This window comes from Stenotrophomonas sp. STEN240, assembly GCF_056756175.1.
The window spans coordinates 59,467-76,862 of record NZ_JBRRBO010000017.1 but is presented as its reverse complement, the minus strand read 5'-3'; the positions used below and the strand labels follow the sequence as shown (position 1 = coordinate 76,862).

Annotated in this window: 11 protein-coding genes; 3 read left to right on the top strand and 8 right to left on the bottom strand. The window is 65.2% G+C overall.

The features are described 5' to 3' along the window. Positions 1-233 precede the first annotated feature (233 nt). The 7 genes from ACVOKO_RS10040 to cysD form a co-directional block, all read right to left on the bottom strand. Positions 234-1,064: a TrmH family RNA methyltransferase gene (locus tag ACVOKO_RS10040; RefSeq protein WP_346498782.1), complete on the bottom strand. Its 831-nt coding sequence runs from the start codon at positions 1,062-1,064 to the stop codon at positions 234-236. 15 nt (positions 1,065-1,079) lie between these two features. Then, a complete protein-coding gene (locus ACVOKO_RS10035; protein ID WP_430980755.1) occupies positions 1,080-2,525 on the bottom strand; it encodes an alanine/glycine:cation symporter family protein in 1,446 nt (481 codons plus the stop codon). 147 nt (positions 2,526-2,672) lie between these two features. Next, a complete protein-coding gene (locus ACVOKO_RS10030; protein ID WP_346498780.1) occupies positions 2,673-3,209 on the bottom strand; it encodes a GNAT family N-acetyltransferase in 537 nt (178 codons plus the stop codon). Continuing rightward, on the bottom strand, positions 3,202-6,327 hold the full coding sequence (locus ACVOKO_RS10025) for an efflux RND transporter permease subunit (RefSeq protein WP_346498779.1): 3,126 nt from the start codon (positions 6,325-6,327) through the stop codon (positions 3,202-3,204). The genes ACVOKO_RS10030 and ACVOKO_RS10025 overlap by 8 nt, the downstream gene beginning before the upstream one ends. Beyond that, positions 6,324-7,433, bottom strand: a complete 1,110-nt coding sequence (locus ACVOKO_RS10020) for an efflux RND transporter periplasmic adaptor subunit (protein WP_346498778.1) — start codon at positions 7,431-7,433, stop codon at positions 6,324-6,326. The genes ACVOKO_RS10025 and ACVOKO_RS10020 overlap by 4 nt, the downstream gene beginning before the upstream one ends. Before the next feature lie 301 nt (positions 7,434-7,734). Continuing rightward, a complete protein-coding gene (gene cysN, locus ACVOKO_RS10015; RefSeq protein ID WP_346498777.1) occupies positions 7,735-9,612 on the bottom strand; it encodes a sulfate adenylyltransferase subunit CysN in 1,878 nt (625 codons plus the stop codon). Continuing rightward, positions 9,612-10,523 (bottom strand): sulfate adenylyltransferase subunit CysD, encoded by a 912-nt coding sequence (cysD, locus tag ACVOKO_RS10010; protein WP_430980753.1) that lies wholly within the window; start codon positions 10,521-10,523, stop codon positions 9,612-9,614. Before cysD ends, cysN begins: the two co-directional genes overlap by 1 nt. A 200-nt stretch (positions 10,524-10,723) precedes the next feature. Between cysD and ACVOKO_RS10005 the strand changes: the two genes are divergently transcribed. The 3 genes from ACVOKO_RS10005 (at position 10,724) to ACVOKO_RS09995 (ending at position 15,142) form a co-directional block, all read left to right on the top strand. Then, complete coding sequence (locus tag ACVOKO_RS10005; RefSeq protein ID WP_346498775.1) at positions 10,724-12,607, top strand: assimilatory sulfite reductase (NADPH) flavoprotein subunit; 1,884 nt, start codon at positions 10,724-10,726, stop codon at positions 12,605-12,607. A gap of 88 nt (positions 12,608-12,695) precedes the next feature. Further along, the gene (gene cysI, locus ACVOKO_RS10000) at positions 12,696-14,414 is read left to right on the top strand and encodes an assimilatory sulfite reductase (NADPH) hemoprotein subunit (RefSeq protein ID WP_346498785.1); all 1,719 of its coding nucleotides are present in this window, start codon (positions 12,696-12,698) and stop codon (positions 14,412-14,414) included. Further along, positions 14,411-15,142 carry a phosphoadenylyl-sulfate reductase gene (locus tag ACVOKO_RS09995; protein ID WP_346498774.1) on the top strand — a complete coding sequence of 244 codons (732 nt, stop codon included), beginning with the start codon at positions 14,411-14,413 and terminating at the stop codon, positions 15,140-15,142. Before cysI ends, ACVOKO_RS09995 begins: the two co-directional genes overlap by 4 nt. Before the next feature lie 163 nt (positions 15,143-15,305). Here the strand turns inward: ACVOKO_RS09995 and ACVOKO_RS09990 are convergent, their stop codons facing one another. Then, positions 15,306-17,366 (bottom strand): TonB-dependent copper receptor, encoded by a 2,061-nt coding sequence (locus tag ACVOKO_RS09990; protein ID WP_346498773.1) that lies wholly within the window; start codon positions 17,364-17,366, stop codon positions 15,306-15,308. Positions 17,367-17,396: the final 30 nt, after the last annotated feature.

The following is a 17,396-nucleotide window of genomic DNA, read 5'->3' as shown; positions in this document are numbered from 1 at the left end:
GGCAGCTTCGGCAGCGAAGCCAAGGATGTGGTGCCGCCGCGGGAGTGATTCCCCCGCAGGTGGCAACAAAGGCGCCGCAAGGCGCCTTTGTTGATTTTGATTCCTGTAGTGTCGAGCCATGCTCGGCAGGGGCTTCACCTGTAAGGCCTCTGCCGAGCATGGCTCGGCACTACCTTGCGGCTTTGGTTTTGCCGGTAGAGCTTCTGCCGAGCATGGCTCGGCACTACATGGCTTTACTTGCGGCTGCTCCAGCTGGCCAGGAATACGGCTGTTGCCGAGGCCACATTCAAGCTTTCCACCGCGCCACTGCCGGGAATCGACAGGCGCAGGTCGCAGCTCTGCGCGAAGTCACGGTCCATGCCTGCGCTTTCGGCACCCATCACGTAGACCATGCGATCAGGCAGCTCGGCGGTGAATACATTCTGGCCATCGGCAACCAGCGTCGCCGCCAGCCCAAAACCGGCATCACGCAGCTGGGCAACAGCCTGCGGCAAGGCCGGCAAGCGAACCAGCGGGACCGACTCGGCGCCGCCTTCGGCAACGCGTGCGGCAGCGCCAGACAAAGCCAGCGTCGAGTCGGCCGGCAGCAGGATCGCAGCAACACCGAAGTGCGCTGCCGAGCGCAGGATCGCGCCGAAATTGTGCGGGTTGCCTACACCGTCCAGCCACAACGCCAGCGCCGGACCGTCCTGCAGCGAGGCCAGCCAGGTCGCCAGCGGCAGCGGCTCCTGCTTCTGCACGTCAGCCACCAGGCCTTCGTGGTGGGTGGTGGCGGCCAGCTTGTTGAGGTCGCCATCGCCAACCACGCGGTAACCCACGCGGTTGGCCACGCACCACTTCAGCACCGGCTGCAGGCGCGGGATCATCTCTTCGGTCAGGTACAGCTTGCGCAGCGCCTGCGGGCGCTTGGCAAACATCGCCTGTACGGCGTTGACGCCGTACAGACGCATTTCATCACCGCCGCGTACCGGTACACCATCGCCCTCACGTGCGGCTGTCGGCGCAGCCGGGGTTGCGCGGGGTGGCCGCGAAGAAGGGCGACGGTTGTTCCAGGGATTACTCACAGCGGTTCCTTTGAATTACTTGTTTCTACGCCAGAAATCGGCATTTTTGATGCCCAGCGCATCGGGATCGAAGACCGGGTCCAGGCCCTGCTTCTTCTGCCGCTCATAGTCGGTCAGTGCAAGCATGGCAGGCTTTTGCAGGATCAGGATGGCGACCACGTTCAGCCAAGCCATCAAGCCCACGCCGATATCACCCAGCGCCCAGGCCATTTTCGCATTGTGGTAGGCGCCAAACACCACCATCGCCATGATGCCCAGACGCAGCACCAGCATCGCTGCCGGGTGGGTGCGGTTGCTGCCGGCCAGGTAGGTCAGGTTGGTTTCGGCCATGTAGTAATAGGCCATGATCGTGGTGAAGGCGAAGAAGAACAGCGCCAGCGCCACGAAACCCGCACCCCAGCCTGGCATCACCGACTCCACTGCGGCCTGGGTGAACAGGGCACCCTCGGAAGGTTGCACGCCCGGCACGCCGGTGACGATGGCCTCCAGTTTGGTCACTCCGTCCACAGTTACTTCACGGAACACGTTGTACATGCCGGTGGACAGCACCAGGAACGCGGTCGAGGTGCACACCAGCATGGTGTCGAAATAGATCGCGAAAGCCTGCACATAACCCTGCTTGGCCGGGTGCGAGACCTCGGCGGCAGCGGCGGCGTGCGGGCCGGTGCCCTGGCCGGCTTCGTTGGCGTAGATGCCGCGCTTGACGCCCCAGGCAATGGCCTGGCCGATGATGCCGCCAAAGGCCGCATGCGCGCCAAAGGCACTGGAGAAGATGTCCGCGAACATCGTCGGCACCTTGCTGGCGTTGAGCATCATCACCACGATCGCCATCAGGATGAAGCCCAGCGCCATGAACGGCACGATCACCTCGGCGAAACTGGCAATGCGCTTGACGCCGCCGAAGATGATGATGCCCAGCAGCACCGCCACGGTCAGGCCGATCCACAATTTCATGCTGGCTGCACCGCCCACCGATGCGCAGGCATCAGCACCGGTGCACAGCACGTTGACCGCGCTGTCGGCGATGGCATTGGCCTGCACGCCCGGCAGCAGGAAACCGGCGGCGATCACCGTGGCCACGGCAAAAGCAACCGCGTACCACTTCACGCCCATGGCTTTTTCGATGTAGTACGCCGGGCCACCGCGGTAACGGCCTTCGGCGTCCTTGGTCTTGTAGATCTGCGCCAGGGTCGATTCCACGTACGAGGTGGCAGCACCGAGGAAGCCCATCACCCACATCCAGAAGATCGCGCCCGGGCCGCCATAGGCAATGGCCGTGGCCACGCCAGCGATGTTGCCGATACCCATGCGCCCAGCCATCGACATGGCCAGCGCCTGGAACGAGGACACGCCCGCATCGGACTTCTCGCCACGCACGGTGAGCCGGCACATCTCGGCGAAACCCCGGATCTGCATGAAGCGGGTGCGCACACTGAACCACAGACCCGCGCCCAGACACATGAAGATGAGCGCGTTACTCCAGATGATGCCGTTGATCGATTCGACGATGGATTCCACGTAATTCCCCGGAAAGCTGAAAGGTAGCCAAAGCCCGGAATCCCGGGGCTGGCCGATTTTTCCACGATTAGCCCCGGATGTGCAGGGCCACTACGCGGATTGCAGCCAAGTCCTGATACGGGCGAAGCAGCGCATGTCGTGCAGCTGCCCGTCCTTGAACACCGATTGGCGCTCGGTGCCCTCTTCAGCGAATCCATTCTTCAGCAGCACCCGCGCCGAGGCCGGGTTGCCGGCCATCACCTGTGCGGACAGCCGCGCTAGCTCCAGCGTGTCCATCACCCACGGCACGTAAGCCCCGACCACCGTGGTCATGATGCCCTGCCCCCAATGGCGCTGGCCCAGCCAATACCCCAACGACGCCGAATGCCGGCGCTCGCCAGAGCCTTGGGTAACCCCGATACCACCGCAGGCCTGGCCATCAATGACCAGCGCAAACACCTGCCCCCGCAGGTCCAGCACCTGGCCATCAAGAAATGCCTCGCCATCGGCGCGGGTGTAGGGATAGGGAAAGCGCGTGCTCAGCCCGCGCGAGACCGCCGCGTCGTTGGCATGCTCCAGCAACGCATCCAGGTCCCCGGCCTGCCATGGGCGCAGCTGGACGCGACCGCCGAGCAGTGGCTCACGCATGGCCGCCCACCGATGGTGTATCGGCTTCCAGCCGGTTCAATTCATTGGCCACGGTTTCCGGCGACTGCGTGTACGGCGCCAGCAGCGCATAGAACGCAGGCACCACGAACAGCGACAGGAAGGTGGACACGCTGACACCGAAAATAACCACGATGCCGATGGTGGCGCGGCTGGATGAACCGGGGCCGCCGGCCACGACCAGCGGAATCGCGCCGACCACGGTGGCGATCGAGGTCATCAGGATCGGCCGCAGGCGCACCATCGACGACTCGACGATGGCCTGGTGCACACTGCGCCCTTCGTCGCGCAGCTGGTTGGCGAATTCGACGATCAGGATGCCGTTCTTGGCCGCCAGGCCGACCAGCATGACGATGCCGATCTGGCTGAACAGGTTGAGCGTGCCGCCGCTGAGGTACAGGCCGACAAACGCGCCCAGCACACCCAACGGCACGGTCAGCATGATCACCAGCGGATGGATGAAGCTTTCAAACTGCGCGGCCAATACCAGGTAGACCACCAGCAAGGCCATGGCGAAGGTCAGCAGCACCGCGCTACCCGCGCTCTGGTATTCGCGCGATTCGCCCTTCCATTCAATCTGCGCGTACTCGGGCAGTTCCTCGGCCGCCACCTGCTTGGCCCAGGCAATGGCCTCACCCAACGTATGGCCGGGTGCGACATTGGCACTGATGGTGATCGAGCGCAGGCGGTTGAAGCGATTGAGGCTGCCGGCCTCGGCCACTTCGCTGAGCGTGACCAGGTTGGACAGCGGCACCAGTTCGCCCGAACGCGCCCGCACCTGGATGGCCGACAGGTCGGCCGGCGAGGCACGTCCTTCGCGACCGGCCTGCACCAGCACGTCATATTCCTCGCCGTTGTCGACGAAGGTGGTGACGCGGCGCGAGCCCATCATGGTTTCCAGCGCACGGCCGATGTCGGTGACCGAGATGCCAAGGTCGGCCGCACGCTGGCGGTCGATGTTGACCCGCATCTGCGGCCGGGTTTCCTTGTAATCCGAGTCCGCGCCGACCAGGCCGGGATAGGCCTCCATGCGCTGCAGCAGACGGTCACGCCACTGCGCGATCTCGGCATATTCCGGGCCACCAAGCACGATCTGGAACGGTTGCCCCATGCTGCGCACCAGGCCGCCGCCGACCATCGTGCGCACGCGCACGCCGCTGAGGTCGTTCAACTCTTTCTGCAGTTCGTTGGCGACATCGCTGGTGGCCTCGCTGCGGTCACGCCACGGCTGCAGGAACACACTGATACGGCCGGTATGCATTTCCTCGCTGTTGCCCCAGCCACCGGGCACACGCGGGTTGGCGCGGACGATGGGTTCGTCTGCACCGACGAAGCGCGAGACGATCTTCTCGACCTGCTGCACCTGTTCCACGGTGTAGTCGAAGCCGGCGCCTTCCGGGCCGTCGATCATGACCTGGAACGAGCCGCGGTCCTCGGCCGGGGCCAGCTCGGAGGGAATCAGCTTGAACAAGCCCCAGCTGGCACCGAGCGCGCCCAGCATCACCAGCCCGAACACCCAGCTGCGTTGCACGTGGCGGTCCAGCACCCGCCCGTAGGCGGCCGACAACCGTTCCAGCTGACGATTGATGAACCCATGCAGCCGGCTCACCTTCTGCTCGCTATGCGGCTTGAGCAGCTTGGAGGCCATCATCGGCGTCAGCGTCAACGCGACGAAGGCCGACAAGGCCACCGCCGCCGCCAACGCCACCGCCAGTTCGCGGAACAGACGGCCGGTATTGCCTTCCAGAAAACCTACCGGCAGGAACACCGCCACCAGCACCGCGGTTGTCGCGATCACCGCGAACGCCACCTGTGCGGTACCGCGGCGCGCCGCCACCAATGGGGGTTCGCCCAGATCGATGCGGCGTTGCACGTTTTCGACCACGACAATGGCGTCATCCACCACCAGGCCGATACACAGCACCAGCGCCAACAGGGTGAACAGGTTGATCGAGAAGCCGAACGCAAACAGCGCGATGAACGCGGCAACCAGGCACACCGGCACGGTCACCGCCGGAATCAGCGCCGCGCGCAGGCTGCCCAGGAACAGCCAGATCACCACCAGCACCAGCAGCATCGCTTCAACCAGCGTGGCGTAAACGCGTTCCACTGCCGCCTCGATGAAGGTGGTGTTGTCGAAGGCGACGAATATCTGCGTGCCCTTGGGCAGGGTCTGCGCAACCCGCTCGGCCTCGGCGCGGGTGTCGCGTGCCACGTCCAGCGCGTTGGCGGTGGAGGTCTTGACGATGCCCAGGCCGATGCCCGGCTCGCCATTGCTGCGGTAATAGGCGCGGCGCTCGGACGAGGCCAGTTCAACCTTGGCCACATCGCCCAGCCGCACCACATAACCATCGGCGCCCTTGCCCAGCGGGATGCTGGCGAAATCCGCCGGCGCCACATAACTGCGCTCCACGCGCAGGGTGAAATCGCGGTCGGTCGATTCGATGCGGCCGGCCGGCAGTTCCACGTTCTCGTTGCGCAGCGCGGTTTCCACCTCGGTGACGGTCAGGCCGCGCGCGGCCAGCTGGTCACGGTCCAGCCACACCCGCATGGCATAGCGCTGGCGGCCACCGATGCGCACCTGGGCCACGCCGTCGATGCTGGAGAAACGGTCCACCACATAACGATCGGCGTAGTCGCTGAGCTCCAGCGTGTCCATCGTCGAGGAGGTCATGTTGAACCAGATGATCGGGTCGGCATCGCTCTCGACCTTGGCGATTTCCGGCGGCCGTGCCTCCTCGGGCATGCGGTCGGCAACGCGGCTGACCGCATCGCGCACGTCATTGGCGGCCGCTTCGATATCGCGATTGGCGTTGAACTCGATGCTGACCGAGGCCCGCCCATTGGTGCTGCGGGCGTTGATGGTATCGATGCCTTCGATACCGGCCAGCGCATCTTCCAGTACCTGGGTGACGCGGCTTTCGATTACCGCCGCCGAGGCGCCGGTGTAATCCACCGATACCGAGACGATGGGCGGATCAATCGCCGGCAGCTCGCGTAGGGTCAGGCGGTTGAACGACATCACGCCCAGCACCAGCAGCAGCAGGCTCATCACCACGGCCAGCACGGGCCGCTTGATCGAAAGGTCGGACAGCTTCATCCGGCGCTCGCCGTCTTGGTTGCCGCAGGCTCTGCGGCAGGCGTTGCCGGCGTGGCGGCCTTGGCCGCAGCGTCATCCTGGATGCGGATACCCGGGCGCAGCTTGCCGGTACCGTCAACCACGATGCGCTCACCGGCCTTCAGGCCTTCGATGATTTCCACCACGCCGGCACGCCGGGTGCCGGTTTTGACATCGGCGCGCTCGACGCTGTCGTCGGCCTTGACTCGGAATACGTAGGAATCGCGGCCCACCTGGACCACGGCGATCTCCGGTATCACCAGCGCGCTGCGCTCGGGGCGATACAGACGCACATCCAGCAACATGCCCGGGCGCAGCGCGTGGTCGGCATTGTCGAAATCGGCGCGCACGGTGATGGCGCGGCTGCCCGGATCGACGCGGGCATCGATGGTGCTCACCTCGCCTTCGAAACTGCGCCCCGGGTAGGCGATGCTGCTGCCGCTGACCTTGTCGCCATTCTGCAGCGAGGACAGCTGCGCCTCCGGCACCTGGAAATCGACATGCATGCGCGAGATGTCATCCAGGGTGGCGATGGCGGTGGTCGGGGTGACCAGCGAGCCCGGGCTGACCTGGCGGATCCCCAGTACGCCAGCGAATGGCGCGCGCACCTGGCGGTCGGTGATATCTACGCGCATCTGCTGCACGCGGGCTTCGGCGGCATCACGGATCGACTGCTGGGTATCCAGGGTGGAATGCGCAACCAGCTGCTGCGCAGCCAGTTCACGCTGGCGCTTGTACAGGCGGTCAGCCTCGGAGAAGGTGGCCTGGGCCTGGGCCAGCGCGGCCTGCTGGGCCTGGCCGCGCAGGGTCACCAGCGGCGCACCGGTGGCGACCTGCTGGCCGCTTTCGAAGTGCACCTTGTCGATGATCTCGCTGACCTTGGCAGTGACGATGATCGATTCACGCGCCTTGGCGGTGCCGTTGGCCTGCAGCGAATCGCTCCAGGGCGCGGCTTCGACGATCTGGGTGGTGACCAGCACCGCGCCGGCAGCTTGCCGGGGCGCCTCGGCGTTCTTGCGGTTGCATCCGGCCAGCGCCAGCGCCAAGACAGTGCCACCGACAACGGTGACGGCAAATCGCGCGAACATACACAGTCCCATCTGATACACGATCAAGCAGTCTAGCGATGCCAGATGACGGCCGGATGTGCCGTTAGGGGGGTACTGTGCGTTTTGTGGGATTGCTGGCTTGTTGTAGGAGCGGCGTCAGCCGCGAAGCTCATAACGCCCGAAAGGCCGCAAAGCTTACCCCTCCCCAACCCTCCCCTCCGCCTTCGGCGCAAGGGAGGGGGTTGAAGCTGCAATTGCAGATGAATCCGGGGCTTATGGTGTTGTGGCTTCGCGGCTTACGCCGCTCCTACAACCTCGCAACCAAACCCCGCGACAAATCTCAGCGCAGCGCCTGCAACACCTGCTCCACCATCTCCGGCACGCTGTCCGTGTCGGCGCGCAGGTGCAGCTCCGGGGTTTCCGGGGCTTCGTAGGGCGAATCAATACCGGTGAAGTTGGGAATCTGCCCGGCACGGGCCTTGCGGTACAGGCCCTTCACATCGCGTGCTTCAGCCACTTGCAGCGGCACATCGACGAAGACTTCGATGAATTCACCGTCGTCGAAGCGCTCACGTGCCATCTGCCGCTCGGCGCGGAACGGCGAGATGAAGCTGACCAGCACCACCAGCCCGGCATCGGCCATCAGCCGTGCCACTTCGGCCACACGGCGGATGTTTTCCACACGGTCCTCGTCGGTGAAGCCCAGGTCGCGGTTCAAACCGTGGCGGACGTTGTCGCCATCCAGCAGGAAGGTATGCACACCCTGCGCATGCAGACGCTTCTCGACCTGGTTGGCGACGGTGGACTTGCCCGCGCCCGACAGGCCGGTAAACCACAGCACCTTGGGCTGCTGGCCCTTGATCCGCGCCCGTGCGGCCTTGTCCACGTCCAGATGCTGCCAATGCACGTTGCCGGCACGGCGCAGGGCGAAATCCAGGGTGCCGGCGCCGACCGTGGCATTGCTCTGCCGGTCGATCAGGATGAAGCCGCCCAGCGCGCGGTTCTGCGCATAAGGGGCAAAGGCCACCGGTTCATCCAGCGACAGGTTGCAGTAACCCACCTCGTTGAGTTCGAGGCGTTTGGCCGCCAGCCGCTCCTGCGTATTCACATCGACGCGGTGCTTGATCTCGCTGATGTTGGCGGCCACGGTGCGGCTGCCAATCTGCAGCCAATACGGCCGGCCCGGCAGCAGCGCGGCATCGTCCATCCAAAGCACATGAGCGGCGAACTGATCGGCCACTTCCGGCGGGTCGCCGGCTGCGGCGATCACGTCACCACGGCTGACATCCACTTCATCGTCCAGGGTCAGCGTCACTGCCTGCCCGGTCGAAGCAATGGCCAGCGGACCATCCGGGCCCAGCACCTGCTTGACCGTGGAGCGACGCGCCGACGGCAGCACGACTACTTCGTCACCCACGCGGACCTGACCAGCAGCAATGGTGCCGGCAAAACCGCGGAAATCCTGGTTCGGCCGATTGACCCACTGCACCGGCAGCCGCAGCCCGCTGGCGACGTCGTGCGCACTCAGCTCGACCGTATCCAGGTGCTCGATAAGGCTGGGGCCGGCATACCAGGGCATCGCCGCCGAGCGCGTGGACAGGTTCTGTCCTTCCAGCGCCGACAACGGAATCGCCTGCACGTTGGCAATACCCAGCTGTGCCGCAAGCGCCAGGTAGTCGGCGACGATGCGCTCGAATACGGACTGGTCGTAATCGACCAGATCCATCTTGTTCACCGCCAGCACCACCTGGCCGATGCCGAGCAGCGAAATGATGTAGCTGTGCCTATGGGTCTGCGTCAGCAGGCCTTTGCGCGCATCCACCAGCACCACCGCCAGATCGGCGGTCGAAGCGCCGGTGGCCATGTTGCGGGTGTACTGCTCATGCCCCGGGCAGTCGGCAACGATGTATTTGCGACGGTCGGTATCGAAGTAACGGTAGGCCACATCGATGGTGATGCCCTGCTCGCGCTCGGCAGCCAGCCCGTCCAGCAGCAGCGCGTAATCGATGCGCTCGCCCTGGGTGCCGTGGCGGCGGCTGTCTGCCTCCAGCGCGGACAACTGGTCGTCGAACAGACGCTTGCTTTCATACAGCAGGCGCCCGATCAGGGTGCTCTTGCCATCATCGACGCTGCCGCAGGTGATGAAACGCAGCAGCGGCTTGGTTTCGTGGGTCTTGAGGTAGGCAGCGATGTCGGAAGAAGTGGTCACGGCGCTCATCAGAAATACCCCTCCAACTTCTTCTTCTCCATCGAGGCGGACTGGTCGTGATCAATCAGCCGGCCCTGCCGCTCGGAACTGGTGGACACCAGCATCTCGGCGATGATCTTCTCCAGCGTATCTGCTTCGGATTCAATCGCACCGGTCAGCGGATAGCACCCCAAGGTGCGGAAACGCACCTTGCGCAGCTGCGGTACCTCGCCCGGATGCAGCGGCAGGCGGTCATCGTCAACCATGATCAGGCTGCCATCGCGCTCGACGACGGGTCGCTCAGCGGCGAGGTATAGCGGCACCACCGGGATTTTCTCGCGATAGATATAGAGCCAGATATCCAGCTCGGTCCAATTGGACAGCGGGAATACGCGCACGCTCTCACCCTGATGGATGCGCGCGTTGTACAGGTTCCACAATTCGGGCCGCTGGTTCTTCGGGTCCCAGCGGTGGCGGTCGTTGCGGAACGAGAACACCCGCTCCTTGGCGCGTGATTTTTCTTCATCGCGGCGTGCACCGCCAATGGCCGCATCGAACTTCCACTTGTCCAGCGCCTGTTTCAGGCCCTGGGTCTTCATCACATCGGTATGCACGCTGGGGCCGTGGCTGATCGGGCCAATGTCGCGGGCAACGCCGTCCGGGTTGATATGCACCCGCAGCTCGGTGCCGGTTTCGGCGACGCGGCGGTCACGGAAGGCGATCATCTCGCCGAACTTCCAGCGCGTGTCCACATGCAGCAACGGAATCGGCGGCACGCCCGGCGCGAACGCCTTCAGCAACAGGTGCAGCAGCACCGAGCTGTCCTTGCCCACCGAGTACATCAGCACCGGGTTGTCAAAGGCGGCGGCGACTTCACGCAGGATATGGATGCTCTCCGCTTCCAGGCGGTCGAGGTGTGACAGGGATGCAGTGACGGTCATTGCGTGCCGAATCAAGGAGGCGGGGCCCGAGGGCAAGGGTAGCAGCGAAGCCGGGCGAGGCTCCGGACTGTTCGCCGAGTGTGGAGGGGTCACCGCGCCGATTGAAATAAACGCAAGGCATGAAGCGATAACCGCTGCTCCTTTCCCCTGATGGCAGGCTGTACCTAGCATCGGTCATCCCTACCCAGACCGGAATGGAAATGACCGCCGCCGCCACCGTGCCACCCAGCCCCTTGCCCGAAGACCGCAGGGTCCTGCTGTCGCAACTGGTAGCCGGTCTGGATGGCAACAGCCTGTGGTGGCTGTCCGGGTTTGCCGCCGGGTTGGCGCAGGGTACCTCTCCCACTGCTCTTACCGTCATCTCCGGCGGCCAAGCCGCGCAGCCAGCGCAGGCCCGTTTGACCGTGGTTTATGGCAGCCAGACCGGCAACGCCCGGCGCGCCGCCGAGCAACTGGCTGCCGAGGCCGAAGCCGCCGGCCTGCCGGTGCGGGTAGTCCGCGCCGATGCCTACGCCACCCGCGAGCTGGTCAACGAGCGCCTGCTCTATATCGTGATCAGCACCCAGGGCGAGGGCGATCCCCCGGACGACGCCATCGGCCTGGTCGAATTCATCGCCGGCAAGCGCGCCCCCAAGCTGCCGGAGCTGAAGTACGCCGTGCTCGGCCTGGGCGACTCCAGCTATGTGGAGTTCTGCGGCATCGCCCGCAAGCTGGACACCCGCCTGGCCGAGTTGGGCGCTACCCGCCTGCAGGCGGTCGGCGAGGCCGATCTGGACATCGACAGCGTGGTCACGCCGTGGCGCGCCCAGGCGCTGAGCAACGCCCGCACGGTGATCGGCGAAAACATCACCGCCCTGCCCAGCAATGTCACGCCGCTGCGCCATGCCGGCGCCTGGACCGCCCAGCATCCGTTCACCGCCGAGCTGCTGTCGCGGCAGGTCATCAGCGGCCGCGACTTCAAGGGGCCGGCGTATGCCCGCTACGGCATCGCCGCCAAGTCCGTGCAACACCTTGAGCTGTCGCTGGAAGGCAGCGGCCTGCACTACGAACCTGGCGATGCGTTGGGTATTGTGCACCGCAACCCGGCCGAACTGGTCGAAGCGGTACTCGACGTCACCGGGCTTGATGGCGCGCTGCAGATTGAACACGACGGCCACCAGCGCTCCTTGAGCCAGTGGCTGGGCGAACACCGTGAGCTGACCCGCATCTCGCGCCCGCTGCTGGCCGCCGTGGCTGAGCGCAGCGCGCATCCGGAGCTCGCACGGCTGCTGGATCCGGCGCAGAAGAGCGACCTGGCCGCTGTGTTCGAAAACCACCAACTGGTCGATGTGCTGCGCCGCTGGCCGGCCGAATGGAATGCCCAGGACCTGCTCGGTACGTTGCGTCCTGCCACCCAGCGCCTGTACTCGATCGCCTCCAGCCGCAAGCGCGTAGGCGAGGAAGTGCACCTCACCGTCGATGAACTGCGCTACCACGCCCATGGCAGCGAGCACATCGGCGCGGCCAGCGGCTTCCTCACCGCCCTGGAAGAAGGCGCGCAGCTGCCGGTGTATGTGGAAGCCAACGAGCGCTTCCGGGTGCCTGCCGACAGCAGCCGCGACATCATCATGATCGGGCCAGGCACCGGCGTCGCCCCGTTCCGGGGTTTCGTGCAGGAACGCGCCGAGATCGGCGCCAGCGGCCGCAACTGGCTGTTCTTCGGCGCACGCCATTTCAACACCGATTTTCTCTATCAGAGCGAATGGCAGGACGCGCTGCGGCGCAAGGAACTGCATCGCCTGGATCTGGCCTTCTCCCGCGATCAAGTTGAACCCCCGCACACGGATGTGCGGGCTGTTGCGAGGGACTCGCGTAACGACAAGATCTATGTGCAGCAGCGCCTGCGTACGCGCGGCCGTGATCTCTACGACTGGCTGCAGAACGGTGCGCATCTTTATGTGTGCGGCGCCATTGCGATGGGCAAGGACGTGCATGCAGCGCTGCTGGATGTACTGCGCGAACACGGGGGGCTGGATGAAGACGATGCCCGCGACTATCTGACGCGACTGCACACGGAGGGGCGCTATGGACGGGATGTGTATTGAGTGTTGTTGGCCCGCTGCTGCGGCCTGATGCAGCAACGGCTTAGCGGCTGACGCCGCTCCCACAAACCAGTGCACCCACACACTCCAGATAGCGAACGCAATGAGCACCCACTCCGTTGAAAACATAAAGGCCGACAGCAACCGCCTGCGCGGCTCCCTGCTGGAAAGCCTGGCCGACCCCGTCACCGGCGCCCTGCGCGAAGACGACCAGACCCTGATCAAGTACCACGGCAGCTACCAACAGGATGACCGCGACGTGCGCGACGAGCGCCGCCGGCAGAAGCTGGAACCGGCCTACCAGTTCATGATCCGCACCCGCACCCCCGGCGGCGTGATCAGCCCGCAGCAGTGGCTCAAGCTCGATGCCATCGCCACCCGCTTCGGCAACCATTCGCTGCGCATCACCACCCGCCAGGCCTTCCAGTTCCACGGCGTGATCAAGCGCGAGCTGAAGGCGACGATGCAGGCCATCAATGCCGCGCTGATTGACACCCTGGCCGCCTGCGGCGACGTCAACCGCAACGTGCTGGTCGCCGCCAACCCGTTGCTGTCCAGCGCGCATGCCACGCTGTACGCCGATGCCGCACGCACTTCCGAGCACCTGCTGCCCAATACCCGCGCCTACTACGAAATCTGGCTGGACGAAGAGCGCGTGGCCAGCAGCGGTGCCGAAGAAGAGCCGATCTACGGCGCACGCTACCTGCCGCGCAAGTTCAAGATCGGCTTTGCATTGCCGCCGCTCAATGACGTGGACGTCTACGCCAATGACCTGGGTTTCATCGGCGTACTCGATGATGCCGGCGAACTGCTCGGCTATGACGTGACGATCGGCGGCGGCATGGGCGCCACCCACGGCGATGCCGAGACCTACCCGCGCATTGCCAACAGCGTCGGTTTCATTGCACGCGATGCGCTGCTTGATGTCGCCACCGCGGTGGTTACCACCCAGCGCGATCTGGGCAACCGCGAGCTGCGCAAGCGCGCCCGCTTCAAATACACCATCGATGACCACGGTCTGGACACCGTGGTTGCCGAAATCGAACGCCGCGCTGGCACCCGCTTCGCGCCTTCGCGCGCGGCCGCCTTCGCCCACAACGGCGACCGCTACGGCTGGGTCGAAGGCGACGATGGCCGTTGGCACCTGACCCTGTCGCTGCAGGCCGGCCGCATCGCCGACCTGCCCGGCGCACCGCACCTCACCGCCCTGCGCGAGATCGCCCGCATCCTTGAAGGCGAGTTCCGCATGACCGGCAACCAGAACCTGGTGATCGCCGGCGTGGCGGCCGCACAACGCGCGCAGATCGACGCCATCGTGCACAGCGCCGGCCTGGATGCGGGCAACCGCGCGCCGACCGCATTGGCCCGTGCCGCCATGGCCTGCGTGGCATTGCCCACCTGCGGCCTGGCCATGGCCGAGGCCGAACGCTACCTGCCGGAGTTCAGCGCCAAGCTGCAGCCCTTGCTGGAGCAGCACGGCCTGGCCGAAGCGCCGATCCTGCTGCGCATCTCCGGCTGCCCCAATGGCTGCTCGCGTCCGTATCTGGGCGAGATCGCCCTGGTCGGCAAGGCACCGGGCCGTTACAACCTGATGCTTGGCGCGGACCATCGCGGCCAGCGCTTGAACACGCTGTACCGCGAAAACATCAGCGAACCGGACATCCTGGCCGCACTGGAACCGCTGTTCGCCCGCTATGCCGGCGAGCGCGATGCCGAGGAAGGCTTCGGTGACTTCCTGTACCGCAGCGGCATCGTAGCCCTGCCGCCCTACCCCACCCACCGCCAGATTTCCGTGGAACTGCAAGCATGAGCGCCCTGCCCAAGACATCGAACCCCGCCCCGGCAAGCCTGCCGGAGGATCTGGGCCAGCTCAATACGCTGCTCGACGCCATGGATGCGCAGCAGCGTGTGGCATGGGCGCTGGAAAACGCACCCGGCGCGCATGTGCTGTCGTCGAGCTTTGGCGCGCAGTCGGCGGTGACTTTGCACCTGCTCAGCAGCCAGCGCCCGGACATTCCGGTGATCCTGGTCGATACCGGCTATCTGTTCCCGGAAACCTACCGCTTCGCCGACGAACTGACCGACCGGCTCAAGCTCAACCTCAAGGTGTACCGACCGCAGGTCAGCCGCGCATGGATGGAGGCCCGCCATGGCCGCCTGTGGGAACAGGGCGTGGTCGGCATCGAGCAGTACAACAACCTGCGCAAGGTTGAACCGATGAAGCGTGCCCTGGACGACCTGCAGGTGGGCACCTGGTTCACCGGCCTGCGCCGCAGCCAGTCCGCCAGCCGCGCCAGCACACCGGTGCTGCAGCGGCGCGGCGAGCGCTACAAGGTCAACCCGATTGCCGACTGGAACGACCGCGACGTGTGGAATTACCTGCAGCAGCACCAGCTGCCCTATCACCCGCTATGGGAGCAGGGTTACGTATCGATCGGTGACTTCCACACCACCCGCCGCTGGGAACCGGGCATGCGCGAGGAAGACACCCGCTTCTTCGGCCTGAAGCGCGAGTGCGGCCTGCACGAAGAGATCTGAGTCTGCGCAGGCTTGTGTGGGAGCGGCGTGAGCCGCGAAGCTATTGCTGCATCAGGTCATGCGTGCAATGCAATCTAGATGACCAGCTTCGCGGCTTACGCCGCTCCCACAACAGCACTGCGGCAATCTCGACGCCCGCCTCACCGAGGCGGGCGTCGTTGTCTCAGTACCGGTAATCCAGCTTCAACCAGAACGAGCGCCCCGGCTCGTTGATACGCACCGGATCGGCAGGAAAACCAAAATCCGCACTGCCGGCCAGATTCAGATGTTCGGCATAGGCGCGATCAAACAGATTGTCCACGCCCACGCTGGCACGCAGCCCATCATTGATCCGATACGCGCCATTGAGTGACAAGGTGGCAAAGCCCGCACTCGGGCCCAGATCACGCGCCACCACATTGCCTTCGTCCTGCGCCACCCGGCTCTGCCGGCTGGCCACGCGCAGCAAAGCGCCGGCAGACCAGCGGGCCTGCTCATAGGCCGCGGAGAAGCGCCCTTCCAACGGCGGGATCTGCGGCAGCGGGCGGTGTTCGCTGCGGTTCTCGCCCCACGCATAAGCCAGGGTGCTGCCAAGCTTCCACGCCTGCGCCGGACGCCATTCCAGACCTGCTTCGGCACCGGCAATGCGGGCATCCACATTGCGCGCCTGGGTGCTGCTGCCCATCATGCCGCCGCTGCGGTACTGGAACAGGATGTAGTCCTGCAGCCGCCCGGCATAGGCCGATACCCAGGCGTCGAGTTTTTCGCTGCGGAACTGCAAGCCCAGATCGAGCTGGGTGGTTTTCTCCGGCTTCACCCCGGTGAAGGCGTTGACGCTGCCCGCCGGGCCCGCATTGGCTGAGAACAGCTCCCAGTAATCGGGCATGCGTTCGCTGTGACCGACACCGACATACCAGGTCCACGCCTGGCCATGATCCCGCTCGTAGCGCAGGAAGCCACTGCCAAGATTCTCCTTGCGTTTTTGCCCGGCGGTGGGATTGGGCATGTTCATCATGCCGGTGGTCGCGCGCCGGTCCTTGGCCTGCGCCTTGTCCACACGCAGGCCGCCGATCCAGCGCTGCGCGGTGCCTTCCCCCAGGGTCAGCTCGCTGAAAAGCCCCTGGCTGCTGAAGTCGGCATCCCGCTTCCAGGGCGATTGCCGCCATGTACCGCGACCCATGCCATTGCGGCTGCGGTGGCGGCTGTCCTGCGCATCCACGCCGGCAACGATGGCCACATCCTGCCAACGCCACTCACTGCTGACGCGGCCGCCGGTGGTTCGCCGCTCCACGTTCGACGCCATCGGCATCGGCATGCTGCTGGCCGGATTTGGCGTGCGCAGCGTGTAGTTGTCCATCAGGTGATCGGCGTTGTTGTAATACAGATTGGCCTGCAGCTTGTCCCACGCACCGGGCAGGTTGTCGCGTTCAAATCGCAGCCCGTAACTGTCACGCTTGAACGCGGCACCATCCATGCCACGGCCGGCATAGCGGGCGATGGCGTCGCCGCGGCCGGCGCTGAGCTCCACCACCGTATCGGCGTCCGGCGTCCAGCCGATGGCGGCATCGGTATTCCACTTACGCCAACGCGAGGGCACCACATCGCCATTGCCATCGCGGTAGTCGTCGGACTCGGAGCGGTTGCCGTTGACCCGCACATAGCCCGGCGTGCTGCCAAAGCTGGCGTCCAGCATCTGGTCGTTGCGGTTGTTGGAGCCGCCCAGTGCGCTGGCTTTCAGCTCCATGCCGGGGCTGTCGAAACGCGGTGTCTCGCGCTCGAAACGTACCGTACCGGCAGACGCGCCCGGCCCCCAACGCACGCTCTGCGGGCCCTTGATGACGGTCAAACGGTCATAGGTTTCCGGTGCGATATAGGACAGCGGATTGTCCATCCGCGACGGGCAGGCACCGATCAGATTGCCGTCATTGCTGAGAATGTTCAGCCGTGAGCCGGACAGGCCGCGCAGCACCGGATCACCATTGGTGCCGCCGTTGCGGATGGCCGAGAAGCCGGGCACGGTCTTCAGGTAATCGGCGCCATCACTGGCCGGCACCGGTTGTCGCGGCAGGCGCGGATCGGTCACCCATTGCAGCGGCGAGGACGGCGCTGCGGCGGTGACTACGAGGGTATCCAGGGTTCTGGTCAGATCACGCTCGGCGGCATGCGCCAGCTGCGGAAACAAGGCGATACAGACACAGACAGACAGGCATGCCGGTGCACCCGGCATACGGGAAAGGGATTTCATGCAGTTCTCCAATACGACACGACCACGCGC